Origin of the sequence: Rhizobium sp. BK212, assembly GCF_014197475.1 — a bacterium.
Classification (GTDB): domain Bacteria; phylum Pseudomonadota; class Alphaproteobacteria; order Rhizobiales; family Rhizobiaceae; genus Rhizobium; species Rhizobium anhuiense.
The window spans coordinates 61104-84690 of record NZ_JACIFS010000007.1 but is presented as its reverse complement, the minus strand read 5'-3'; the positions used below and the strand labels follow the sequence as shown (position 1 = coordinate 84690).

At 61.8% G+C, this 23587-nt stretch carries 23 protein-coding genes; 6 read left to right on the top strand and 17 right to left on the bottom strand.

The window, feature by feature from the left end:
* Nucleotides 1–126: 126 nt before the first annotated feature.
* The gene (locus FHT79_RS21760) at nucleotides 127–2241 is read left to right on the top strand and encodes a mechanosensitive ion channel family protein (protein WP_028755531.1); all 2115 of its coding nucleotides are present in this window, start codon (nucleotides 127–129) and stop codon (nucleotides 2239–2241) included.
* Between the two features lie 4 nt (nucleotides 2242–2245).
* Here the strand turns inward: FHT79_RS21760 and FHT79_RS21755 are convergent, their stop codons facing one another.
* Nucleotides 2246–2623 (bottom strand): DoxX family membrane protein, encoded by a 378-nt coding sequence (locus FHT79_RS21755; protein ID WP_183904082.1) that lies wholly within the window; start codon nucleotides 2621–2623, stop codon nucleotides 2246–2248.
* Nucleotides 2624–2858: 235 nt separating this feature from the next.
* Here FHT79_RS21755 and mprF point away from each other — a divergent pair, with 235 nt between their 5' ends.
* Nucleotides 2859–5465: a bifunctional lysylphosphatidylglycerol flippase/synthetase MprF gene (gene mprF / locus FHT79_RS21750; protein ID WP_183904081.1), complete on the top strand. Its 2607-nt coding sequence runs from the start codon at nucleotides 2859–2861 to the stop codon at nucleotides 5463–5465.
* Nucleotides 5462–6844, top strand: coding sequence for a virulence factor family protein (locus FHT79_RS21745; protein ID WP_183904080.1), 1383 nt, complete (start codon nucleotides 5462–5464; stop codon nucleotides 6842–6844). Before mprF ends, FHT79_RS21745 begins: the two co-directional genes overlap by 4 nt.
* 140 nt (nucleotides 6845–6984) lie before the next feature.
* On the opposite strand, the gene FHT79_RS21740 is transcribed toward FHT79_RS21745, so the two are convergent.
* The 8 genes from FHT79_RS21740 to ruvC all read right to left on the bottom strand — a co-directional run bounded on the left by FHT79_RS21740 (nucleotide 6985) and on the right by ruvC (nucleotide 11972).
* A complete protein-coding gene (locus FHT79_RS21740; protein ID WP_183904079.1) occupies nucleotides 6985–7548 on the bottom strand; it encodes a DinB family protein in 564 nt (187 codons plus the stop codon).
* A gap of 38 nt (nucleotides 7549–7586) precedes the next feature.
* Nucleotides 7587–8099, bottom strand: coding sequence for an NUDIX hydrolase (locus FHT79_RS21735; protein WP_028755536.1), 513 nt, complete (start codon nucleotides 8097–8099; stop codon nucleotides 7587–7589).
* A gap of 6 nt (nucleotides 8100–8105) precedes the next feature.
* Nucleotides 8106–9008 (bottom strand): metallophosphoesterase, encoded by a 903-nt coding sequence (locus tag FHT79_RS21730; protein ID WP_183904078.1) that lies wholly within the window; start codon nucleotides 9006–9008, stop codon nucleotides 8106–8108.
* Nucleotides 9009–10049, bottom strand: coding sequence for a Holliday junction branch migration DNA helicase RuvB (gene ruvB / locus FHT79_RS21725; RefSeq protein WP_003552548.1), 1041 nt, complete (start codon nucleotides 10047–10049; stop codon nucleotides 9009–9011).
* Entirely contained in the window at nucleotides 10046–10450 is a 405-nt protein-coding gene (locus tag FHT79_RS21720) for a PIN domain-containing protein (protein ID WP_049810847.1), read from the bottom strand. Before FHT79_RS21720 ends, ruvB begins: the two co-directional genes overlap by 4 nt.
* Nucleotides 10447–10731 (bottom strand): AbrB/MazE/SpoVT family DNA-binding domain-containing protein, encoded by a 285-nt coding sequence (locus tag FHT79_RS21715; protein ID WP_028755538.1) that lies wholly within the window; start codon nucleotides 10729–10731, stop codon nucleotides 10447–10449. Before FHT79_RS21715 ends, FHT79_RS21720 begins: the two co-directional genes overlap by 4 nt.
* A 74-nt stretch (nucleotides 10732–10805) precedes the next feature.
* Nucleotides 10806–11420, bottom strand: a complete 615-nt coding sequence (ruvA, locus tag FHT79_RS21710; protein ID WP_028755539.1) for a Holliday junction branch migration protein RuvA — start codon at nucleotides 11418–11420, stop codon at nucleotides 10806–10808.
* A gap of 42 nt (nucleotides 11421–11462) precedes the next feature.
* Nucleotides 11463–11972 carry a crossover junction endodeoxyribonuclease RuvC gene (gene ruvC / locus FHT79_RS21705; protein WP_028755540.1) on the bottom strand — a complete coding sequence of 170 codons (510 nt, stop codon included), beginning with the start codon at nucleotides 11970–11972 and terminating at the stop codon, nucleotides 11463–11465.
* Nucleotides 11973–12211: 239 nt separating this feature from the next.
* Here ruvC and FHT79_RS21700 point away from each other — a divergent pair, with 239 nt between their 5' ends.
* Together FHT79_RS21700 and FHT79_RS21695 are read left to right on the top strand one after the other, a co-directional pair.
* Entirely contained in the window at nucleotides 12212–14527 is a 2316-nt protein-coding gene (locus FHT79_RS21700) for a methyl-accepting chemotaxis protein (protein WP_047616505.1), read from the top strand.
* 126 nt (nucleotides 14528–14653) lie between these two features.
* Nucleotides 14654–15655 (top strand): LLM class flavin-dependent oxidoreductase, encoded by a 1002-nt coding sequence (locus tag FHT79_RS21695; protein WP_063475354.1) that lies wholly within the window; start codon nucleotides 14654–14656, stop codon nucleotides 15653–15655.
* Nucleotides 15656–15733: 78 nt separating this feature from the next.
* On the opposite strand, the gene FHT79_RS21690 is transcribed toward FHT79_RS21695, so the two are convergent.
* A complete protein-coding gene (locus FHT79_RS21690; RefSeq protein WP_047616509.1) occupies nucleotides 15734–16480 on the bottom strand; it encodes a YebC/PmpR family DNA-binding transcriptional regulator in 747 nt (248 codons plus the stop codon).
* A gap of 140 nt (nucleotides 16481–16620) precedes the next feature.
* On the opposite strand from FHT79_RS21690, the gene FHT79_RS21685 reads away from it, so the two are divergent.
* The gene (locus FHT79_RS21685; protein ID WP_028756321.1) at nucleotides 16621–17124 is read left to right on the top strand and encodes a pyridoxamine 5'-phosphate oxidase family protein; all 504 of its coding nucleotides are present in this window, start codon (nucleotides 16621–16623) and stop codon (nucleotides 17122–17124) included.
* Between the two features lie 132 nt (nucleotides 17125–17256).
* Here the strand turns inward: FHT79_RS21685 and FHT79_RS21680 are convergent, their stop codons facing one another.
* The 7 genes from FHT79_RS21680 to FHT79_RS21650 form a co-directional block, all read right to left on the bottom strand.
* Complete coding sequence (locus tag FHT79_RS21680) at nucleotides 17257–18102, bottom strand: MBL fold metallo-hydrolase (protein ID WP_047616511.1); 846 nt, start codon at nucleotides 18100–18102, stop codon at nucleotides 17257–17259.
* Nucleotides 18103–18256: 154 nt separating this feature from the next.
* The gene (locus FHT79_RS21675; RefSeq protein WP_047616512.1) at nucleotides 18257–19081 is read right to left on the bottom strand and encodes a TIGR00282 family metallophosphoesterase; all 825 of its coding nucleotides are present in this window, start codon (nucleotides 19079–19081) and stop codon (nucleotides 18257–18259) included.
* Nucleotides 19082–19084: 3 nt separating this feature from the next.
* Nucleotides 19085–19672: a 5-formyltetrahydrofolate cyclo-ligase gene (locus FHT79_RS21670; RefSeq protein WP_183904077.1), complete on the bottom strand. Its 588-nt coding sequence runs from the start codon at nucleotides 19670–19672 to the stop codon at nucleotides 19085–19087.
* 118 nt (nucleotides 19673–19790) lie between these two features.
* Nucleotides 19791–20483 carry a hypothetical protein gene (locus FHT79_RS21665; protein WP_183904076.1) on the bottom strand — a complete coding sequence of 231 codons (693 nt, stop codon included), beginning with the start codon at nucleotides 20481–20483 and terminating at the stop codon, nucleotides 19791–19793.
* Nucleotides 20484–20542: 59 nt separating this feature from the next.
* The gene (locus FHT79_RS21660; protein WP_047616740.1) at nucleotides 20543–21460 is read right to left on the bottom strand and encodes an NAD(P)-dependent oxidoreductase; all 918 of its coding nucleotides are present in this window, start codon (nucleotides 21458–21460) and stop codon (nucleotides 20543–20545) included.
* Nucleotides 21457–22281, bottom strand: a complete 825-nt coding sequence (locus tag FHT79_RS21655; protein ID WP_183904075.1) for a glycosyltransferase — start codon at nucleotides 22279–22281, stop codon at nucleotides 21457–21459. Before FHT79_RS21655 ends, FHT79_RS21660 begins: the two co-directional genes overlap by 4 nt.
* 30 nt (nucleotides 22282–22311) lie before the next feature.
* Nucleotides 22312–23532, bottom strand: a complete 1221-nt coding sequence (locus FHT79_RS21650) for an NAD-dependent epimerase/dehydratase family protein (RefSeq protein WP_047616521.1) — start codon at nucleotides 23530–23532, stop codon at nucleotides 22312–22314.
* Nucleotides 23533–23587: the final 55 nt, after the last annotated feature.

Here is a 23587-nt window from a genome sequence, read left to right as displayed (position 1 = left end):
ATGTCGGCATCTCCTAGCCATCGGTATGGTTTTCCTACTGCTTGCTGGCGGCAACGGTCACGGGTATCCATTGCAAAATGTTGGGGCTGCTTCATCCAGGCGGCCGACTTTTCATCGGAGGCGGTCATGAAGCGTGGCATGGCAGGGGGCTTGAAGGCCGTCCTATTCGGCATATTGGCATTGCTTGCGCTTTTTTCGGCTGTTTCGCCTGGCTTTTCCCAAACGCCGCCGGCGCAAGTGCCTGCCGCGGCTACCCCGCCGGCGCAGGTGCGTGAGATGATGGAGCTCATGCAGACGCCCGAGGTCAAGCAGTGGATGTCGACGCAGATGGCCGCGACGCCTGCGGCCAACGCAGCGTCTGAAAACCAGATGTCGGTTCTGTCAGGTCTGCTGCAGCATGCCCGCCGGCATGTCTCGATGGTCTCCGATGCGGCGATGACGCTGCCCTCCCAGGTCGGCAATGCCTCCTCACTGTTCTTCGGTGAAATCGCCGTCACCGGCTGGCCGCGGATGGTGGCGCAATTCCTGGCGATTTTCCTGCTCGGCGCGATCGTCGAAAGCATTGCCCGTTATGCCTTCCGCCGCCGTCGCCGCCGGCTGATTGAGATGGCGGGCATGCATCTGGCGCCGCGCGTCATCCCGGCGCTGATCTTCGCGGCGGCGACCATGCTCACGCTTCTCAGCCTCAGCTGGCCGCCGTTCAGCCAAAGCATCGCGATCGTCTGCGTCGTCGCGCTCATCGTCCAGCGCTTTACGATCTGCCTCGGCGGCGTGCTGGTCGATCTCATCGGGCTGGCGCGGGCCGACGAAGAACGGCAGGGGATCACCGCTCCGATCATGCCGGGACGTGACGTCGCGCTCTTCTGGTATCGCCGCTGTGCGACCTTCGTCATCTATTTCATCTTCGGCTGGGCGGCGATCCAGTCGATGGAGCCGCTTGGCTATACCCCGAGCGCCCGGCTCCTCGTCGGCTATATCCTCGGCATCGGCCTGTTGCTGATCGCGATCGAGGCGGTCTGGTCACGGCCGCACAAGGACGAGAAGCGCGGTCACGGGACCTCCTGGGCGCTCACCGTCTATTTCCTGTTGCTGTGGAGCATCTGGGTTGCGGGCTTCAACTGGCTGCTTTGGCTCGGCATCTATGTGCTGCTGCTGCCGCGCGTGCTCGCCGTTTCGACGCTTGCGGTGAGATCGCTGCAGCAGACCGAAGCAAGTTTCCTGGCCACGCGCCGGATTGCGACGGTGCTGCTCGACCGGGGCGTGCGGGCATTGATCATTGCCGTTGCCGCCATCTGGCTTGGCCATATGCTCGGCGTCGGCGCCGATACGATGGCCGCGGGCGACACGATGGTCGACAAGATCGCGCGCGGCGTCATCGGCGGCATCGTCATCCTGTTGGCCGCCGACCTGCTCTGGCATGTCATCAAGGCCTATATCAATGGCAAGCTGCTCGATTCATCCGTGGATGGCGGAACAACGGATGAGGAGAAGGCCAAACGCGCGCGGATACATACGCTGTTGCCGATCTTCCGCAATATCCTTGCCGTGGTGATCGCGGTCATCGCCGTGCTGATGGTGCTGTCGGGCCTCGGTATCGAGATCGGGCCGCTGATCGCCGGCGCCGGTGTGGTCGGCGTCGCGGTCGGCTTCGGCGCCCAGACGATCGTCAAGGATGTCATCAGCGGCATGTTCTATCTCTGGGACGATGCCTTCCGTATCGGCGAATATATCGAAAGCGGCAGCCACAAGGGCGTGGTCGAGGCCTTCAGCCTGCGTTCGGTGAAGCTCAGGCACCATCGCGGCCCGCTGACGACGGTGCCGTTCGGCGAACTCGGGGCGGTCAAGAACCTCAACCGCGACTGGACGATCGACAAGATCAGCCTCAACGTCAAATACGACACCGATCTCGTCAAGGCGAAGAAGGTGATCAAGCAGATCGGCCAGACGCTGCTCGAAAATCCGGAATTCGGTCCGCACATCATCGAGACGCTGAAGATGAAAGGTGTCGAACAATTCGGCGAATTCGCAATCGAAATCCGGCTGTCGATGATGACGAAACCTGGCGAGCAATTCGTCATCCGCCGCAATGCGCTGGCGATGATCCGCAATGCCTTCAAGGAAAACGACATCGAATTCGCAGTGCCGACCGTGCAGGTGGCGGGCGATCGCGACGCGGAGGTTGATGCCGCCGTGGCGCGCTACGCCGCGCATGCACGGGCGGGCAGCGAGCCGGCGGCGTAAACCCTCACATCGCCCCGGCGGCTGCAATCAGCAGGCCACCGATGATCGCCATGTTGGTTTTCCAGGTATTGATCGCGCTGTCGCGCGCCGTACCCTGCATGTCCCAGAAATTCAGCAGCATGATGGTGGCGGCAAGGGTGAAGACGATGAGGCCGAATGCCGCCGCCGCGACGAAAAGTCCCAGCATCAGCAGGAGGCCGGCCGCGATCTGGACCAGGCTGCCCGAGAGCAGTACCCATTTTGCAAAGGGAACGCCGCGGGCTTCGATTGCCGCGGTTAGCGGCACGATGACGAAAAAATGATGAATGCCGCCCGCGACATAGAGGCCGCCCAGCAATAGGCGTCCGAGGACAAGCATCATGAGGGCCGGACTATCCTGCATATCGAACCGTTCTCCCGGATCTCAAATCCCATCGTAGGGCCAAGTTCTTTCGAAGCTTACGAAAATGCAATGTGCCGCGACGCCGGCCTGCGCAAATTCGCCCCAATTGAGGATGATTGAGGCGCAAAGGGCGGGGCGGGGTAGCGGCGGTATGGCTTCATAGAGCTTCCATGCCTCCTATGTTACGTCTTTCAAAAATGATTCCCGCCACGCTAGCAGTTGCGACAGGTACGAGATGTCGGGTCACGGCAATTTGGAAAATATAGAAGAATCGGACGGCGGGTTTTCTTTTCGCGGGCTATTCAGACGGTACAGAACGCCGCTGACGGCCGCGGCGACACTCGTGGTCTTCTGCCTTGTCGGTTATGCGATCATGCAGCTGACCAACGAGGTGCGCTACGATGACGTCGTCGACGCGCTGGCGGCAACCCGGCCGAGCGCCATCCTGCTTGCTCTGTTCTTCACGGGGCTGAGTTTTCTCTCGCTGATCTTCTACGACCTCAACGCCATCGAATATATCGGCAAGAAGCTGCCTTTTCCGCATGTGGCGCTGACGGCGTTCAGCGCCTATGCGGTCGGCAATACTGCCGGCTTCGGCGCGCTTTCAGGCGGTGCGATCCGTTACCGCGCCTATACGCGCCTCGGGCTCTCGCCGGAGGATATCGGCCGCATCATCGCCTTCGTCACGCTGTCCTTCGGTCTCGGGCTTGCGGGCGTCGCGGCGATCGCCCTCATCATCATCGCCGATGAGATCGGCCCGCTTATCGGTGTCAGCGCCTTCCTCCTGCGGTTGATCGCCGGTTCGATCGTCGCCATCCTGGGCGCGGTGATGATCATCGGCCGTGACGGGCGCGTGCTCGATCTCGGCCCTGTGGCAATCCGCCTGCCGGATTCGCGCACCTGGTCGCGCCAGTTTCTCGTCACCGCCTTCGATATCGCCGCCTCGGCGTCGGTGCTCTACGTGCTGCTGCCGCAGACGGCAATCGGCTGGCCGGTCTTCCTCGCCGTCTATGCCATCGCCGTCGGTCTCGGCGTACTCAGCCACGTTCCGGCCGGCCTCGGCGTGTTCGAGACCGTGATCATCGCGTCGCTCGGCAGCGCGGTAAACATCGATGCCGTGCTCGGATCGCTGGTGCTCTACCGGCTGGTCTACCATGTGCTGCCGCTGCTGATCGCCGTGCTCGCGGTGTCGGCGGCGGAGCTGCGTCGTTTCGTCGACCATCCGGCCGCCTCCAGCGTGCGGCGCATCGGCGGGCGGCTGATGCCGCAGCTGCTCTCGGCCCTTGCGCTGCTGCTCGGCGTCATGCTGGTGTTTTCGAGCGTCACGCCGACGCCGGATCAGAACCTCGAATTCCTCTCCAACTATCTGCCGCTGCCGATGGTCGAAGGGGCGCATTTCCTCTCCAGCCTGCTGGGGCTCGCGCTCGTCGTCGCCGCACGCGGCCTCGGCCAGCGGCTCGACGGCGCCTGGTGGGTGGCGGTGTTCTCGGCTGTCGCTGCGCTGACCTTGTCGCTGTTGAAGGCGATCGCGCTGGTTGAAGCCGCTTTTCTCGCCTTCCTCATATTCGGGCTCTTCGTCAGCCGCCGGCTCTTTACCCGCCATGCCTCGCTGCTCAACCAGGCGCTGACGGCGTCCTGGCTGATGGCGATTGCCGTCATTGTCGTCGGCGCCGTCGTCATCCTGCTCTTCGTTTATCGTGACGTCGAATACAGCAACCAGCTCTGGTGGCAGTTCGAATTTACCGCCGAGGCGCCGCGCGGGCTGCGCGCCGTGCTCGGCATCACCATCATCTCGTCGGCGATCGCCATCTTCAGCCTGCTTCGGCCGGCGGCCTTCCGGCCGGAACCGGCCACGGACGAGGCACTGGCGCGTGCCGTCGATATCGTCATGAAGCAGGGCAATGCCGACGCCAATCTGGTGCGCATGGGCGACAAGAGCATCATGTTCTCGGAAAAGGGTGATGCCTTCATCATGTATGGCCGGCAGGGCCGCTCCTGGATCGCACTGTTCGACCCGGTCGGCGAGCATCGCGCCGTGCAGGAGCTCGTATGGCGTTTCGTCGAAGCGGCGCGCGCCGCCGGCTGCCGGGCGGTGTTCTATCAGATCTCACCGGCGCTGCTTTCCCATTGCGCCGATGCCGGCCTTCGCGCCTTCAAGCTCGGCGAACTGGCGGTTGCCGATCTCAGGACCTTCGAGATGAAGGGCGGCAAATGGGCGAACCTTCGCCAGACGGCAAGCCGCGCCCAGCGCGACGGGCTGGAATTCGCCGTCGTCGAGCCGCAGGACATAGCCTCGGTCATCGATGATCTCGCCGCCGTTTCCGCCGCCTGGCTCGAGCATCACAACGCCAAGGAAAAAGGCTTCTCGCTCGGCGCCTTCGATCCCGATTACGTTTCATCGCAGCCGGTCGGCATCCTGAAAAAGGACGGCAGGATCGTCGCTTTCGCCAATATCCTTGTCACCGAATCCAGGGAGGAGAGCACGATCGATCTGATGCGCTTCTCGCCGGACGCACCGAAGGGCTCGATGGACTTTCTCTTCGTGCAGATCATGGAATATCTGCGCGGACAGGGTTTCACCCACTTCAATCTCGGCATGGCGCCTCTTTCCGGCATGTCGAAACGCGAGGCGGCGCCCGTCTGGGACCGCATCGGCAGCACTGTTTTCGAACACGGCGAGCGCTTCTATAACTTCAAAGGCCTTCGGGCATTCAAATCCAAGTTTCATCCGCACTGGCAACCGCGCTATCTTGCGGTCTCAGGAGGGGGCAATCCGATGATCGCGTTGATGGACGCGACATTTCTGATCGGGGGCGGATTGAAAGGGGTAGTGAGAAAATGATCAGGACAATCCTTCTTGCCACGGCATGCGCCTGCATGCTCGCGGCCGCACCGGCTAGTGCCGCCGAGGAAACCAAGCAGAGCTTCGAAACCGGGCTCATTCCGTCGCCGCACATCTTCCTGCCGGAAGGAGAGGTGAAAGGCACGGTGATGCTGATCTCGGATGCCGCCGGCTGGGGCGACTATGAGAAGGCCGAGGCCGACAGGCTGGTCGCCGAAGGCGCCGTCGTCATCGGCGTCGACTTTCCCTCCTACATCCAGGCGCTCAGCCGCTACGACGTCAGCCTCAACGACGGCTGCATCTACATGGTCTCGGATATCGAATCGCTGAGCCAGCAGGTGCAGCGCGCGACCGGCAACAGCGCCTATCATCTGCCGATCGTCGCCGGCATCGGCGAGGGCGGAGCCTTGGCGCTGGCGATCGCGGCGCAAACGCCGGATGCGACGATCGGCCAGACGCTTGCCGTCGATCCGGTCGCCGGCATTCCGCTCACCCAGGCACTTTGCACGCCGGCTTCCAAGCAGGTGGTTGGTCAACGTACAGTCTATGGACTCAGCGACGGCGTTCTGCCGGACCCTGTGATCACCGTCTTCACGCCTAATGCCAACAAGGATGGCCGGGCGCATGCCGAGGCATTGAAGAAGGCCCATGCCGAGATCGAAATCCGCGATTCCACCGATGATGCGCAGACGGTGTTTGCCGATACGCTCGACGATCTCGTCACCGCCTCCGGTGCCTTCGGCAACCCGCTCGGCCTGCCGTTGGCGGTGCTTGAGGCGACGCCCGCCTTCGATACGATGGCGGTGATCTATTCCGGCGACGGCGGCTGGCGCGACATCGACAAGGAGGTCGGCGGCACGCTACAGAAGGAGGGCATTCCTGTCGTCGGCGTGGATTCGCTCCACTATTTCTGGTCCGAGCGTAAGCCGGAGGAGACAGCCGGCGATCTTTCGAAGATCATCGACTTCTACCGCAAGCAGTGGAAGGTGAAGCATGTGCTGCTCGTCGGTTATTCCTTCGGCGCCGATGTCGTACCCGCCACTTATCAGCTCCTCAAGCCGGCTGAAAAGTCGGCGGTGGCGCAACTGTCGCTGCTGTCGCTGTCGCACGAAGTCGACTATGTCATTTCCGTTCTCGGCTGGCTCGGCCAGAAGACGGAAGGGGCGGGAGGCGATCCCGTCAGCGATGTGAAGAACATCGATCCGAAGCTCGTGCAATGCATCTACGGCAAGGACGACGATGACGATGTCGCCTGTCCGGCGCTGAAGGATAGCGGCGCCGAAGTCATCGAACTGCCCGGCGACCATCACTTCGACGAGAATTACGACCTTCTCACCAAGACGATCATCGACGGGCTGAAGAGGCGACTGCAGGATTAGAGCAATTCCAGGAAAAGTGCGAAGCGGTTTCCGTCCGGAATTGTGTAAACAAAAGTTAGAGCGGTTCTGCGCCTCTTGCGAAAAACCGAACCGCTCTAAAGCGCGGCGCGTCCGATAGGACGCGCTAAGGACGCTGATTATCAGCGCATCAGCGTCTCTTCGCTCCAGCCGAGTTCGGCGAGTTCTGTGCCACGGAACCGCGCATCGTCGGCGACGATGAACTCGTCGAGTTGCGGCGGAGCGACGCTGGTGCCGGAAAGCATCGCATGCACCTGGCCGCGATGATGGGTCTGATGCTGGAAGAGGTGGGCGAGCACGTCTTCCATCCGCTCCTCCTGGATGCGAGCGCCGCGATGGAGGCGGACGGCGGAGACCAGCATCTCCGGCGTCAGGGCCTCGCAAAGCGCTATCAGGCGCTGATCGACCTTCGCCTGCGCCTCTGCCAGCGAGGAAACGTCATCGAAGGGTTCGTCGACCTCGAAGGCCTGGAACCCGAGCGTGCCGCCTTCCAGGCCATCGACATAGAACCAATCGACCGTGATGATATGGTTCAAGGTTTCCTTGAGCGAGGGGAAGAAGCTGGTGCGCGGTGCCTCGAATTCACGGGGCTTCAATGCCGCGCAGGCCTGAAGCAGCCGGCGGTTGGCAAGCGCATTGTTATAGGCAAGTTTGCGAAACGGCCTGACGGGATCGAAGGTCGGCATTGGCACATCTCCTCTTCACACGTGCTGGAATGTTTGCGTCAATCCTCGTCATCGAGATTGCCGTCCCGCCAGACGAGGTGACGGGGTGCTGCGGGCAGGTTCTCGATTTCATCGGCGATGAAATAGGGCGGGATGTCGAGCGCGGTCAGGGCCGTGCGCGTCGCCGACACCCATTTGAATTCGAGATGATTGTCGCCGTCTTCGACGCGATGGATGATTTCGTGTGACTGAAAAGGGAAGTCCGGCGGGATCTCCATCAGATAATAGAGGCCGAGCTCATGCCAGTCGCGCTGCTCATAGTGGAAAAAATTCTCGACGATCCAGAGCAGGCGGGAGACGGTGACGTCGACGCCCAGTTCCTCCATCATCTCCCGTTTCAGCGTCTCCTCCGACGTCTCGCCTATTTCCGCCCTGCCGCCCGGAAAGGTCCAGAAGGGTTCATGCACGGCGCGATGAACGAGCACATGGCCATTGCGAAAACCGAGGCCGGCGATGCGATAGTTGAAACGCTCGGCGCCCGCATTCAGGCGGATGAGAGTGCGCTTGGTCATGCCATTCTATCCAAGATCGATCACGACGATTTCCGGCGGCACGCCGAAGCGCACCGGTGCAATGGAACACCCGAGACCGCCGGACACGATGATATTACGCCCCTCCTCAACCATATGGCCATAGGCGTAGCGATTGCCGTAACGCGAGGGCACGACCGGCGAACGGCCCAGCAGCCGGATCTGTCCGCCATGCGTGTGGCCCGATAGCGTTAGCGAGACGCGCTCTGGCACGCGCGGGAAGATATCGGGTTCATGGGCGAGCAGGATGACAGGCGCATCGTCGGTCACCTGAGCCATCGTTCCCTCGAGATCGTCGAGGCCGAGCATATGCGTGCGGCCCCACTTCCGGCCGGGCAGCAGCGCCAACTGATCTTCGAGGCCTGCGAGCCAAAAGCCGCGGCCATCCTTTTCGAGCCGAACGGCGCGGTTGCCATAGACCGGGATTCCGACATCGGCGAGAGCCCGGTGTCCGAATGTTTCCATCCCGCCGTTCTTCTGGGCGGTGCGGTCCTCCCACCAATCGTGGTTGCCCATGACCGCATGGACTCCGAGAGGAGCCCGCAAGGTGGCGAGCGCCTTCGACCATTGGCCCGAATGCACGTATTGGGTCACCATGTTCATGCCGGCGGCATAATCGCCGAGCAGAATGGTCATATCGCCTTCGAGTTCATTTGCCCTGTGGCAGATCGCGGCAATGCGACTTGCCGACATCCAGGGTTCGCAGGCGTGCAGATCGGCGAGCGCGACGATGCGGAGCTTCAGCCCCGGTGTCCATCCCGGCGGTGTCAGCCGGTAGCGGGTGATGGCGAGCCGCGCGAGCGGTTCATAGGCGAAGGCATAACCACCGAGTGACATGATGCCTGCGACACCGCCGCCGAGAACCTTGAAAAATCCGCGGCGGGTGATCACTCAGTTATCCTCCTGAAACAGCCGGAACTGCGCAGCCTCCATATCCTTAGGTGGTTGCATTCCCAGATGTTTCCACGCGATTGCGGTCAGAACGCGGCCGCGTGGCGTGCGCTGAATGAAACCCTGCTGGATCATGTAGGGCTCGATGATGTCCTCGATCGCGTCGCGCGGCTCGGAAAGGCCGGCGGCAATGGTTTCAATGCCGACTGGGCCGCCGCCGAAATTGACCGCGATCATGTTGAGGTAACGTTTGTCGAGCTGGTCAAAGCCGACATTGTCGACCAGCAGGCGGGTCAGCGCCTCGTCGGCGATCTCGCGGGTGACGGCCTCTGCCCTTGCCACCTCGGCAAAGTCGCGCACGCGCCGCAACAGCCGGCCGGCGATGCGCGGGGTGCCGCGGGCGCGTCTTGCGATCTCGCGGGCGCCCTCTTCGGTGATCGGCAGGTTCATCAGCCGCGCGCCGCGGCGCACGATGAGTTCCAGTTCCTCGACGGTGTAGAAGCTCAAGCGGACCGGAATGCCAAAGCGGTCGCGCAGCGGCGTCGTCAACAGTCCGAGGCGAGTGGTGGCTGCCACCAGCGTGAATTTCGACAGGTCGATCTTCACCGAGCGAGCTGCAGGGCCTTCCCCGATGATCAGGTCGAGCTGAAAATCCTCCATGGCCGGATAGAGGATTTCCTCGACGGCGGGGTTGAGACGATGGATCTCGTCGATGAAGAGCACATCTCGCTCCTCGAGGTTGGTGAGCAGGGCGGCGAGATCGCCAGCCTTGGCGATCACGGGACCCGACGTCGAACGGAAGTTGACGCCGAGCTCCTTCGCCATGATCTGCGCCAGCGTCGTCTTGCCGAGGCCGGGCGGGCCGACGAAAAGCACGTGGTCCAGCGCTTCGCCACGGTTTTTCGCCGCCTCGATGAAGACCTTGAGATTGGCGCGCGCTTCCGCCTGGCCGGTGAACTCGTCCAGCGATTGCGGGCGCAAGGTGATATCAAGGTCTTCGCCCCGCTTTTCCGGTGATATCAGGCGGGCGGGTTCGCTCATGTCAGAAGCTCCATACCTGGCACAGTCTTGAACGCGTGCCGGTCAAATGTCTTGGTCGCCTGGCATCCCTCATCCGCGGCGCGGTAGCCAATCAAGGCATCGGCAAAATCTGCGTTTCGCGTTTCCACGGCCCTCAGGGCCTTGATCACCAGGGTCTGGTTCTCGATGTCCAATCCTCTGACGCGTGTCAATTTGCCGATTGCCTCGACAACATCCTTTTTCTTGAAGCCGAACCGGGCGCGCAACGCCCAATCCAGTTCCAAGAGATTCAGAAGCGAGAGAAATCCACGATAGTCCCTGCCGATACCTTCACCGAACTTCAGCGCGGCAGCCCTTTGCTCCGGATCGTCGTCGACAATAAGCCTCAGCAGGACGTTTGTATCCACACCATACGCAATCATGCGGCGACATCCGATTTCGACCGCGTGGCTTCGTCGACCACATCGCTGCCCGCAGCATCGGTCACCGTTGCGTCGATCTCCTCCAGGGAAGCACGTCCATTTGGAGGCGATCCGAGAAGGCCTGCGAGATCGTTGAAGTTGATCGATTTTGGTGTGATCACGACCTCTCCGTCGATGATGGAGAAAACAAGCTGATCGCCGGGCTGAAGACCGAGAGCATCCCGCAGTTCCTTCGGAAGCGTTATCTGGCCCTTGGGTGAAAGCGTAAATTCTCCCCACATCGATCAGTAGTCCTATTTTGGTGAGTGAGTCGGAAAATTTGTCATTTGTCGGAAAATCGACAGTTTATCCTACTCTACCGCGCCAGTTCCTTCAATCCCAATCGGATCAGCTTGGCGCTGTCTGCACCATCGCCTGCCGTCTTCATGGCTGCGGCAATCGCATTCGCCGCCTGGTCGCGGGAATAGCCGAGGTTGGTCAGTGCGGAAACCGCATCGGCGACAGGTGCTGCCGCGACACCTTCGCCGAGTTCCTGTTTGAGGCCGATATTGATCGCTTCGCCGGCAAAGGCCGGCGCCCGGTTCTTGAGCTCGGTGACGAGGCGCATCGCCACTTTCGGACCAACGCCCGGTGCGCGGGAGACGGCGGCGCGGTCCTGCAGGGCGATCGCATTGGCAAGTTCGCCCGGCGTCAACGTCGACAGCACGGCGAGTGCCACCTTGGCGCCGACGCCCTGGACGCTCTGGAGCAGGTTGAACCATTCCCGCTCCAGCGCGCTCATGAAGCCGAAGAGCTTCAACTGGTCCTCGCGCACATAGGTCTCGATGAACAGCACGCAGGCCTCGCCGGCCGAGCCGAGTTTGGACAGGGTCCGGGCCGAACAATGGGCGACGTAGCAGACGCCGTGCACATCGACGAGCACATAGTCTTCGCCGATCTCGTCTATGGTGCCTTTCAGCTTGCCGATCATGGGTCGCGGTCTCTCAGCAGATGGGAACAAGTCAAGTATAGATTAACCGGCCAGTGCCTGGCGCATCCTGTTACTGCCGCGATTATGCGCGTGGCAGATGGCGATCGCCAGGGCATCGGCAGCATCGTCGCCCTTGAATTCGACTTTCGGCATCAGGATCTTCAGCATCATGTGGATCTGGTGCTTTTCGCCATGGCCGACGCCGATGACGGCCTTTTTTACGGCGTTCGGGGCATATTCCGAAACCGGCAGGCCGGCACGCGCCGGCACCAGCATGGCGATGCCGCGGGCCTGGCCAAGCTTCAAGGTCGCCACCGCATCCTTGTTGACGAAGGTCTGTTCGACGGCGGCTTCATCCGGCTTGTAGCTATGGACGATCTCCGCCAGGCCGTCGTGCAATTGGCAAAGGCGAGAGGCAAGGTCCATGTCGCCATCGGAGGTCACGGTTCCAGACGCGACAAACCGCAGGGAATTGCCCAGCGTGTCAATGATTCCCCAGCCGGTGCGGCGAAGTCCGGGATCAATACCGACAATGCGAATCGTATTTTGCATGGTTCAACCTATAGCGATCGCGAAATAAGTGCCATCGATATGTGAACAAAACAAAAACACTCCCGGATTTAGGCCCCGCTATTTACCGCGAATTAAAACAGATGCCCGAATTCTAGTCGTCAATACGAGAGGGGCTTCTTCACGAAGATTAAGCCCCCGATGTTCTGTTTACAGGTCAGTCGATCGGGCATGCGCTGCATGCCAGGCTGGCAAGCGCGTTCAGAAGGGGTTCGTCGTACATGGCACAGAGATTTCAATCCCTGTCCTTCAAGGTCATCGTCACATTCATTCTGCTGACCGTGCTGTCGATCGCGGTCATCGACGTACTCGCCTATTTCGCCAGCAGCCGCATCTCCGACGAGCAGGCGCTGAAGGCCAAGGAAAGCGTGCTGATCTTCCGCGGCGACATGCTGCAGGACCAGCTGGCGCAGCTTGAAAACCAGGCCAACTCGATTGCGCGCATCGAGGCGCTGCAAATGTCGATCACCAGCCTGAAGAGCGGCTGGAAAACCATCGAGAAGACCTCGGGCGACGCTCGTGCCGAGCTGAAGAAGGTTTTCATATCGAACAATCCCAACCCGGCCGACCAGCGCGAGAAGCTTATGAAGCCGGAAGGGCCGAGCGGCTTTTATTATTCGAACCATGAGAAGACGCAGGGCGAAGTCGCCCGCGACCTCGAGGATACCGCCTTCAGCGACCTGCTGATCGCCGATCTCGAGGGCACGGTCCTCTATTCCTATAAGAAGGAGGACGATTTTGCCGAGAACCTGAAGTCGGACGCCTGGAAGGCAACCGGCGCCGGCATCGCTTTCGCCAAGGCGATCGAGAATACCGCCAAGGCGACCGATGATGCCGCGCCGACAGGTTTCTCCGGCCTTCGCGTCGATGCCGGCAGCGGCAAATCGGCGATCTTCTACGCCGTGCCGATCATCAAGCTCGGAGCGGCCAAGGGCATCATCCTCTTCAAGGTGCGCGACGACATCGTCACCGGCATCCTTGCCAAGGGCATCGTCCAGGGCAGCACGGCACGGGCGGCGATCGTCTCCGGCGATGGATCGGCTATCGGTCTCGATGCGGCCGGCAAGCTTGCGATGCTCGATGCCACACCCTTCACCTTCATCCAGAGCGCACTTGCCAGTTCGGCGATGACGGTTGCCGATTTCAACCGGGCGGATGGCGCCGCCCGTGCCTATGTCCGCGGCATCGACTATCGCGGCGACCGCTTCCTGGTGGTCGAGAGCGTGCTGCTCAGCGAACTCAATGCCGGCTCGATCGAGATCGCCACTCTGCTGACGATGATCGGCATCGGCGTGCTCGTCGTCATGGCGGTCGCGACCGGCCTCGTCACCAATTTCCTGTTTTCGCCGCTTGCGCGCCTTGCCGGCGTCACCCGCGATGTCGCGGACGGCAAACTCGACAGCGAGATCGGCAGCCTGAACCGCAAGGACGAAATCGGCACGATGGCCAACGCGCTCGCCCGCTTCCGGCAGTCGCTGATCGAAGGCCGCGAGCTCGAAGCCGCCAGTGAAGAGACGCGCCTGCAGGCCGAGCATGACCGCCAGCAGAATCTGGCCGAGCGCGAGGCAGAGGCGAAGACGCTGCAGCAGGTGGTCGAGGCGCTCGACGAGGGCCTGCATCATCTGGCGAACGGCGATCTCGCCTACCAGATCGATACCCGCTTCCCGAACGAGCTCGAAAGCCTGCGGGTCAATTTCAACGAAGCGCTGGCGACGCTCAGCGAAACCATGACGGCAATCGGCGGCAACTCGATGGCGGTGCGCGCCGGCTCCGAGGAGATGCGCACCGGCGCCGACGAGCTTGCCGGGCGCACGGAGCGCCAGGCCGGCTCGATCACCGAAACGGCTAATGCGATCAGCGCCATCACCCAGTCGGTCCGTCAGCAGATCGAGCGGGCCGAACAGGCCGAGCGCATCGCCCGCGACGCCAAGAAGGAAACGACGGGCTCCGGCCAGATCATGCAGGAGACGATCGCGGCGATGGAGGCAATCCAGGCTTCCTCGCGCCAGATCAACACGATCATCTCGGTCATCGACGACATCGCCTTTCAGACCAACCTCCTGGCGCTCAATGCCGGCGTCGAGGCGGCGCGCGCCGGTGAATCCGGCAAGGGCTTCGCCGTCGTCGCCATGGAAGTGCGCGAGCTCGCCCAGCGCTCATCGAGCGCGGCGAAGGAGATCTCCAACCTGCTGCAGAAATCGACGCATGAGGTCGAAAGCGGCGTTACGCTGGTGGAAAGGGCGGGCGTTGCTCTCACGGGCATCGGCGCCCATGTCGAGGCGATCAACGGGCAGATCAACGAGATCATGGGCGCGACCCGCGAGGAGGCCAATACGCTGCGTGAGATCAATAGCGCTGTCGCCGAACTCGACGCGATGACGCAGCAGAACGCCTCGATGGTCGAGGAGACGACGGCGGCGATCCACCGGCTGGCGACGGAAGCCCTGGAAATGGACCGCCAGCTCGGCAATTTCACGCTGCCGCAAGGCCACCACCAGCCGAGCGCCGAGGTGCATGTGCTGCGCCGTCACCGCTAAGCTATCGCTTCCAGCATCTGGCAGGGGTCGCGCTCGCGCGGCCCTTTTTGTTTGCGCGCATGGTTTGGAATGGTGCGAGGGCGAACCTACATAGGCTGCATCCTTCAACTGCCCGGCAGGTTTTCCATGGTTCCCTTCTCCATACTCGACCTTTCCCCCGTTGCCGAAGGCAGCACCGTGCGTCAGTCCCTCGAAAGTTCGGCGCGGATGGCTGAGAAGGCCGAGGAGTTCGGCTACAAGCGCTTCTGGCTCGCCGAACATCACGGCATGCCGGGGATCGCCAGTGCCGCCACATCAGTCGTCATCGGCCATGTCGGGGCTGCGACCAAGCGCATCCGCATCGGCTCGGGCGGCATCATGCTGCCCAATCATTCGCCGCTCGTCATCGCCGAGCAGTTCGGCACGCTGGAGGCGCTTTTCCCCGGCCGCATCGATCTCGGCCTCGGGCGCGCGCCGGGAACGGATATGCGCACGGCACAGGCGCTGCGGCGCAACCTCGAAGCCGGCGCAAACAGCTTCCCCAACGACGTGGTGGAATTGCAGCAACTCCTTGGCACACCGGTCGAGAACCAGGCGATCCTCGCCGTTCCCGGCAATGGCTCGCATATCCCGATCTGGCTGCTCGGCTCCAGCCTTTACAGTGCGCAGCTCGCCGCCATGCTCGGGCTTCCATACGCCTTCGCCTCGCATTTCGCACCCGACATGCTGCTCGATGCGATCGCCATCTACCGTGACCGTTTCCAGCCTTCGGCGACACTCGACAAGCCCTATGTGATGGTCGGCGTCATGGGCGCGGTGGCGGCGACGGACGAGGAGGCGCGGTACCATTTCACCTCCGCCCAGCAGCAGTTCGTCAATCTGCGCCGCAATGTCCGCGGGCCGTTCCCGCGTCCGGTGGCCGATATGGAGGACTTCTGGTCGCCGATGGAGAAGATGAATGTCGAACACACGCTGCGTTATGCCGTCGTCGGCTCGCCAAAGACGGCCGAAGCGAAACTGACGGAGTTTCTGCGGGAAACAGAGGCCGACGAGGTGATCATCTCGATGCCGATCCATGACATCGAGGCGCGGCTGAAATCGGTGGAGCTCTTCGCGGGGCTGGGGAGCTTCATGCGAGCCGCCGCTTAGGATCTACACAAGGATCTTGCCCGCAAGAAAAAACCCGGCGTTGCGGCCGGGTTTTATTTAACACCTGTCTGAGGAAACTCAGGCGGAGAGCTTCGCCAGCACTTCTTCCGAGACTTCGAAGTTGGAATAGACGTTCTGCACGTCGTCATCGTCTTCGAGCGAGTCGATGAGCTTCATCAGCGACTGGGCTTTTTCCTCGTCCACCGGCACGTTGTTCTGAGCACGCCAGATGGCCTTGACGGTTTCGGCTTCGCCGAGGCTCGATTCCAGCGCTTTCGCCACTTCGCCGAGGGCTTCGAAGCCGCAAGTGATGTAGTGGCCGTCTTCGTCGGTCTCGACGTCGTCGGCGCCGGCTTCGATGGCGGCTTCCATCACCTTGTCGGCATCACCGACGGAAAGCTTGTAGGTGATTTCGCCGACATGGTCGAAGGAGAAGGAAACGGAACCGGTTTCGCCGAGAGCGCCGCCGGCCTTGGTGAAGATCGAGCGGACGTTGGAGGCGGTGCGGTTGCGGTTGTCGGTCAGCGCCTCGACGATGATCGCCGTGCCGCCCGGGCCATAGCCCTCGTAGCGGACTTCATCGTAGTTTTCGCCGTCGGCGCCGGCTGCCTTCTTGATGGCGCGGTCGATATTGTCCTTCGGCATGGACTGGGCCTTGGCGTTCTGGATCGCCAGGCGGAGGCGGGCGTTCATCGTCGGGTCGGGCAGGCCGGCCTTGGCGGCAACGGTGATTTCGCGTGCGAGCTTGGAGAACATTTTCGACCGCACGGCGTCCTGACGGCCCTTGCGGTGCATGATGTTTTTAAACTGTGAATGGCCAGCCATGGCACCCCTGTCCACGTCTCATTGTTCGGAATGGGCCGCCTTATAAGAGCGAAATGGCACCCGTTCAAGGAAAAAGCAGTTCGGAACAAAGGCGAGGGGATGACGTTTCAATCGAACTCCACCCAACGAAAGGAACGGTCATGGCAAGTCTCAGCGAGGCGCAGGAACATCCAGCACGTCAGCTCTGGGATCAGGTCAACGATGTTCATGCCGGCATGCTCGGAATTTCGGGGCTGGACATGCACATGCAGCCGATGGCGCCGCATGCCGATCCCACCACCAATACCATCTGGTTCTATACCAAGACCGATGCCGACATCGTGCGCGCCATCAAGCCCGGCAGCCGCGCGCATTTCTGTGTCATCGGTAAAGACCATGATTATCACGCCTGTCTTGCCGGCGTGATCGAAGTGCGCCCCGACCCTTCCAAGATCGAGGAGTACTGGAGTTCGATCATTGCCGCCTGGTACGACGGCGGCAAGAAGGACCCCAAGCTCACCATGCTTTCCCTCCACGTCGACGATGCCGAGATCTGGGTTTCCACAGGCAACAAGCTGAAATTCGGCTGGGAAATCGCCAAGGCCAATCTAGACGACGACAAGATGCCGGATGTCGGCATCAAGCGTCATCTGCAATTTGCCTGACGCGCAAGGCTCCTGCATAATTCTTAAATCGGAACCGATTTAAGGATAAAATTGCAGCAATTCACAGTGCTACAGCGTCCTTTGCGCGTCTAAAAGACGCGCGGCGCTGTAGGAGGGAAACCGCCGGGCCTTTTACCGCACGCCCTTCAGCACATAGATCAGCGGTTTTTTCGGCAGCGTGCGCATCGAGACGGTGATGCTGTCGTCGGGCGCATAGGCGACGTCGAAATCCTTGCCGAACATCGAAACGAAGGCGTCGACCGGCGGGCCGCGGCGGTGCATCGGCAGGATCAGCGACGAGCGCAGCCGCTTGATGACGCGGCTCATGCTGTCGGCGCCCATGGTCAGGCCGCCATCGACCGGCACCATGACGACATCGAGGCGGCCGATCTCGATATAATGGGTATCCGTCAGTTCGTAATGCAGGTGGCCGAGATGGCCGATGCAGAGGCCGGCGATCTCGAAAATGAAGATGGAATTGCCGTTCTCCTGCGAGCCGCCGAGGCCGTAGCTGAAGCGGATATCCGTCGGAACATTGCGGATATAGGCATCGCCGACGACGAGATCGATGTCGGCCTTTTCGCCGGGAACGTCGCTCCACCCATGCAGAACATGTTTGATGCCGGGATCGGGAGTCAAGGTGAAGTGGGTGGTGTGCGCCTTGTTCATGGTCACCACATCGGGCAACGTCGCCGGCCTGTACCAGCCGTTATAGTCTGTGGCGATGATGATGCCGCCGGGCGTGTCGATTTCGAAGGTGGAATGGCCGAGGAAGGTGAATTTGACGTCTTCGCCCTCGGAGACAGCAGGTATCGGCGGCGGGGCGCCGGAAAAGCTTGCAAAGGTCGCCTTGGGAATAGTCTGCGCGATCGCCTGGCATTGGCTGACGGGCGTTCGCTGCTCCTGTGTCCTGGCAGGACCCGACGCGGCGAAGGCTGCTAGGCATGCGATAGCGAGGACAAGATATTGCGGCTTCATGCCACCCCTCCGGCGCTTTCACAGAGAGCGCCGCACGTCCGAAGGGCGCGCTAACGACGCTCGATCACTTTGAATTGGCGGCCGGAGAATGCGGCAAGTGGTCGCAGGGGTCTAGACTGGGGATGCTCACAATTGCGTGTTGGTCGCGGGTGAATTACCGCCAGAACTCCGGCACCGTCTCGGCCAGCCGCGGTCCGAGCCGGAGCGGCGCGATCTTTTCGGCCAGTCCGGTGCTGTCGGAAATCTCGACGCCGACGCCGCAGATCGTCGCGGGGCCGTTGGCTGCTTCCATGCGGCCCTTCGGCATCTTGGAGATGAAGCGGTTGAGCGGCTCCTCCTTGTCCATGCCGAGGGAGGAGTCGTAATCGCCGCACATGCCGGCATCCGACATATAGGCCGTGCCGCCGTTCAGGATCTGCGCATCGGCCGTCGGCACATGCGTGTGGGTGCCGACGACGAAGCTGGCGCGGCCGTCGACGAAATGGCCGAAGCACTGCTTCTCGCTGGTCGCTTCCGCATGGAAATCGAAGATGATCGCATCGGCCTGCTCCTTCAGCGGGCAGGCGTCGAGGATCGCCTCCGCCGATTTGAAGGGATCGTCGAGCTCCGGATGCATGAAGACCCGGCCCATGACGTTGGCGACGAGTACACGCGCGCCGTTCCGGGCATAGAAAAGGCCGGAGCCGCGGCCGGGCGTGCCTTGCGGATAGTTGGCCGGCCGCAGGAATTGATCGTGCCGCCCGGCAAAAGCAACGGCTTCCTTCTGGTCCCAGACATGATTGCCTGTCGTCACCACATCGGCGCCGGCATTGATCGTCTCCAGAAAAATGTCCTCGGTGATACCGAAGCCGCCGGCGGCGTTCTCGCCGTTGACGACGACGAAATCGAGCTTGAGGTCGGAGATCAGGCCGGGGAGGCGGTCCCAGACCGCTGTGCGTCCCGTCTTGCCGACCATGTCACCCAGAAAAAGCAGCCGCATTCCCTATCCAATCCAAGAGGCAAAAAAGCGAAGGCCGCTTTCTGTCAGGATGGCATCCAGGCTTATGTCGTGCGGCTCAGCGGGCACATGTGCCACTTCCTGGCAGTCGAATGCAATGCCGATAAGCTTCGGATGCAGGCCTTTTTGCCTTAGCCGGCTGATGGCGCGGTCGTAGTGGCCGGCGCCATAGCCGATACGGTGGCCTCTGATATCGAAGGCCGAAAGCGGCACCAGCATGATTTCGGGATCGAGAATGGCGGCATCGGCGCCGGGGCCGACCGTGCCGAAACCGGTATCGACAAGCGGCGCATCTTCGGCCAGCTCGCGAAAGACGATGGTCTGCCGGTCGAGGATCGCCGGTACGCAGAGCCGCGCACCGCGCACGGCAAAGCGTGCCATCAGCGGTCTGAGATCGGCCTCCGAACGGATCGGCAGGAAGCCGGAGATGATCGTACCCAGCGCAAAACCAACGGCCTCGCCGGCATGATCGGCCATTGCGAGACTTTTGGCGGCACGTTTTTCGGCGGGGATGGCGTCGCGTGCGGACAGCCGTCCCTTGCGCAGCTGCGCTTTCAATTCTTTCGCGGTCATTCGATCTGCCGGTTCTGAGAGATTTGGCCGAGCATAGACGGCTGGATCTCCGATGCAAATGCCGGATGCGACAGCATCACGCCGGTTTCACGCCTCGCCCGCCGGCGGCTGCGGATCGTCAGACGACGATACTTGTCGGTATCGTCGCGGCGGCGATGGAGAAGCCAGCGATGTCGGGAATGGCATTGACCCCGGCCTGCCGGTTCTGCTGCAGATCGCGCATCGCCTTTTCGAGCAGTTGTTTGAGTTCGCGCACAACCGCCTTGAACGCTTCCATCGTTTCGCGATCACCAGCCGAGATGTTGGAGAATTTCGGGGCATCCTCGGCAACGCTTTCATAGGCCTTGCGGGCGTTGGCTGCGGCGTCCGGTTCCTGCGAGCCGGTCTCGCCGGTCCGAGTGTCTCCTGAGATATCCGTCAGCGCGGCATCGGTCCCGCTGGTTGCGACCGCCGCTGTATCCACCGGAACCGCCGTTGCCGGGCTGCCGGTCGCGATTGATGATGCGAATTCGGAGGCGGCGGTGCCGACCTTGCGCGCCAGTTCGACGGCCAGCCGGGTGACCACCTCAGGCGGCATGTTGGAACTGCGCAGCATCTGCAACTGCTGCTGTGCCTCTTCGAGCTTGCGTTGCGCCTTCGCCTTGGCTTCATCCCCCGAGTTCGCCAGGGTCTGGCGCATCTGCTGCAGCGCCTGAGTGGTGCGCTGCAGCTTGAGCACACCCTGACCGGCCTCGCTTCCGGCGACCGATATGGCTGCCGTCGAAGACGCGCCGCGCAAGATGATGGAGGCAGACGTGGTTGCGACCTGCATGGACAATCCCCCGGTTTTCAATTCGGGCTCCCGATTGCAATTCGGCGCATTCTGCAACGTCAGGCTTGTGTGGACCTGTGTCTGCGGGACGTCGGCAATACAGCGGCCAGCCGCTGCATCGTCTCTTCGAACAGAGAGGTTCCCCCGGGCATCCAGCCGAGCGCGCGGATTTTCGCTGTGCTCATGGGGTTGAGCGCCGCCCTGTCGGCAGGAGCCGGCGGCGCGTGTCGACAGCTCGTCTCGCGGCGAATAGCGGAAAGGATATCGTGCGTGTCGATCGCGATGTCCGAGACGTTGAAGACCTCGCCGGAGATGCGGGTGCTTTCCGTCTCCAGCATCAGCCGTACCGCCCGCCCGAGGTCGCGGCCGTGAACCTCCGTTCCCACGCGGGCGACAACCGGTTGGCCGGCGAGGTAGTCGGCGATGAGTCCGTCCCATTTGTTCGGCGAGAGATCGCCATAGACGCCGGTCGCCCTCAGGCTGACGCCGGCAAAACCGGGTGCTGCGAGGTGGGCGAGTGCGCGTTCGGCATCGAGCTTGACCTGGCCGTAGAGTGTTTCGGGCTTGGCCAGCATCGTCTCCGCCAGTTCGGTTCCCCCGGGATGTTCGCCATAGGCGGCGCGGCTGGACAGGAAGATGCAGCGGCGCGTGCCGGCGCGTTTGGCGGCTTCGAAAAGCCGGACGGTGCCGTCAAGGTTCAACCTGTGGAAGGTCTTGGGGTCGTCACCCTCTCCGCCGCGATATTTGCCCGGAACATGGCTTAAGGCGGCATGGACGAAGAAATAGGCATCGTCGAAAGCGTCGATCTGATCCTTGTCGGGATCGAGCGAAAGCGCTGCGAACTCGACCGGGCGGGAGAAGAGGCGGGGCAGCGGCGCGCGGCGCCCGCCAACGATCACCTGATATCCGGCGGCCAGCAGTTCCTCGACGACATACCGGCCGACGAGACCCGTTCCGCCAGATACCAATACCTTCATGCTGCCCCTTCCGGATTGTTCAGCGCCGTGATCTCAGGCACATCATCGTCATCGTGGAAACGGTGCCACAGATCGATCAAAGGTTGTAGTCGCGCTGCCTTGGGATGATCCTTTTCCCACGGTTTTTCATACTGGTAATGCAGGATCGAAATGCTCTTCCAGTCCCAAAGCTCCGGCATGGTGAACCATACATATTGCAGCATGTTGAAATAAACCGGCAGGCCGTGCCAATCCGGGAAGAACGTCTCAAGAAACGTCTGATCGGTGCGCCGCCAGAAAGCGTCCGGCCTGTCGAGCCTTTCGAGCATGTGCCGGAATGTGTCATGCGAGGGCGTGGCGACGAAGACGCCGGAATTCATGCGGCGGAAGTCGGCGAGGCTTTCATAGACATTGGGGGCGGCGGAAAATTCCGGATAGAGGAAGAGCCTGTCGACATTCTTCAGCACGAGGGCGTCGGCGTCGATGAAGACGCAACGCTCGTATTCGACGAGCTGCCACAGCCTGAGCTTGCAGAAATTGTCGAGCGGCGAATGGAAATCCGGCTTGCGGCCCTTGGTAAAGGGGGCTGCGGAATGGAGCTGGCGATGCGCATGGCGTTCGTTGAAGGCGTCGGAGAGCGGCAGGTGCTGGACCTCGATCAGGCGACAGTCGAGCGCTTTCAGGGGGGCGAGGGCGCCTGCATCGACGCCGCCGGTGTGGAGGACGACGATGTCGGCGCTTGTGCCCGTGCGACGAAGCGAATTTGCCAGGGCGGTGGCGCCCATGGCGTAGTCGGCATTGGTGACGAGGGTGACATAGGCGAGGTTTGAGGTAAAAGTCATCGCTGCAGGGGCTTCACCATAAGATACCGCTCATGAAACCGACTTCAGTCGCTTGCCTTCCGGATCGTGATTGATCGTCGCGGCGATGTCCTTGGTCCAGGCGGAGACGGCCGGAACGCGCGAGCGGTCGACGCGATAGGCGAATTTCTTCGCCACGTCGACGATCTCGCCGAGCAGGCCCGCTTCCAGCGTGATCGGCTCGAGGCCGAGATTGCGGAATTTTTCGTTCCGGACGATCAGATCGTTTTCAGCGGCTTCCTTGCGCGGGTTCGGCAGCCAGGCAATCTGGGCGCCGCTCATCCTGGCGATCATCTCGGCGAGGTCGCGTACCCGGTGGGTTTCCGTCATCTGGTTGAAGATCTCGACACGCGCGCCGCGCGCCGGCGGGTTCTCGAGCGCCAGTTCGATGCAGCGCACCGAATCCTGGATATGGATGAAGGCGCGGGTCTGGCCGCCGGTGCCGTGCACCGTCAGCGGATAGCCGATCGCCGCCTGGATGAGGAAGCGGTTCAGCACCGTGCCGTAATCGCCGTCATAGTCGAAACGGTTGATGAGCTGCGCGTGGCGGCGCGTCTGCTCGGTATGTGTGCCCCAGACGATGCCCTGGTGCAGATCGGTGATCCTGAGGCCGTCGTTCTTGGCGTAGAACTGGAAGAGAAGCTGATCCAGGCACTTGGTCATGTGATAGATCGAGCCGGGATTGGAGGGATAGAGGATCTCCTGGCTGGCCGTCTCGCCGCCTGTGGTTTCGATGCCCACCGGCAGGTAACCTTCGGGGATCGCCGCGCCGACCGTCGAATAGCCGTAGACGCCCATGGTGCCGAGATGGATGAGATGGGCGTCCAGGTTAAGTTCCGTCAGCGCGTTCAGCAGGTTATGCGTGGCGCTGACATTGTTGTTGACGGTGTAGTTCTTGTGGCGGTCGCTTTTCATCGAGTAGGGCGCGGCCCGCTGTTCGGCGAAATGGATGACGGCGTCCGGGCGGTGTTCGGAAAGCCAGTTCTTCAGAAGTTCGTAATCCCTGGCGAGATCGATCAGATTGAAGTGGATGCGGCGTCCGGTTTCGGCATGCCAGATGCGGGTGCGCTCCTGGATCGAATCCATCGGGGTCAGCGACTGAACGCCAAGTTCGGTGTCGATCCAGCGGCGTGAGAGGTTGTCGAGGATATGAATGTCATGCCCGGCATCGGAGAGATGCAGCGACGTTGGCCAACCAATGAAACCGTCTCCGCCCATAACCGCAATCTTCATCACATCGTCTCCTGATCGGTCGCTCATTATCGGGAATAGTTAGGAATTATGACAA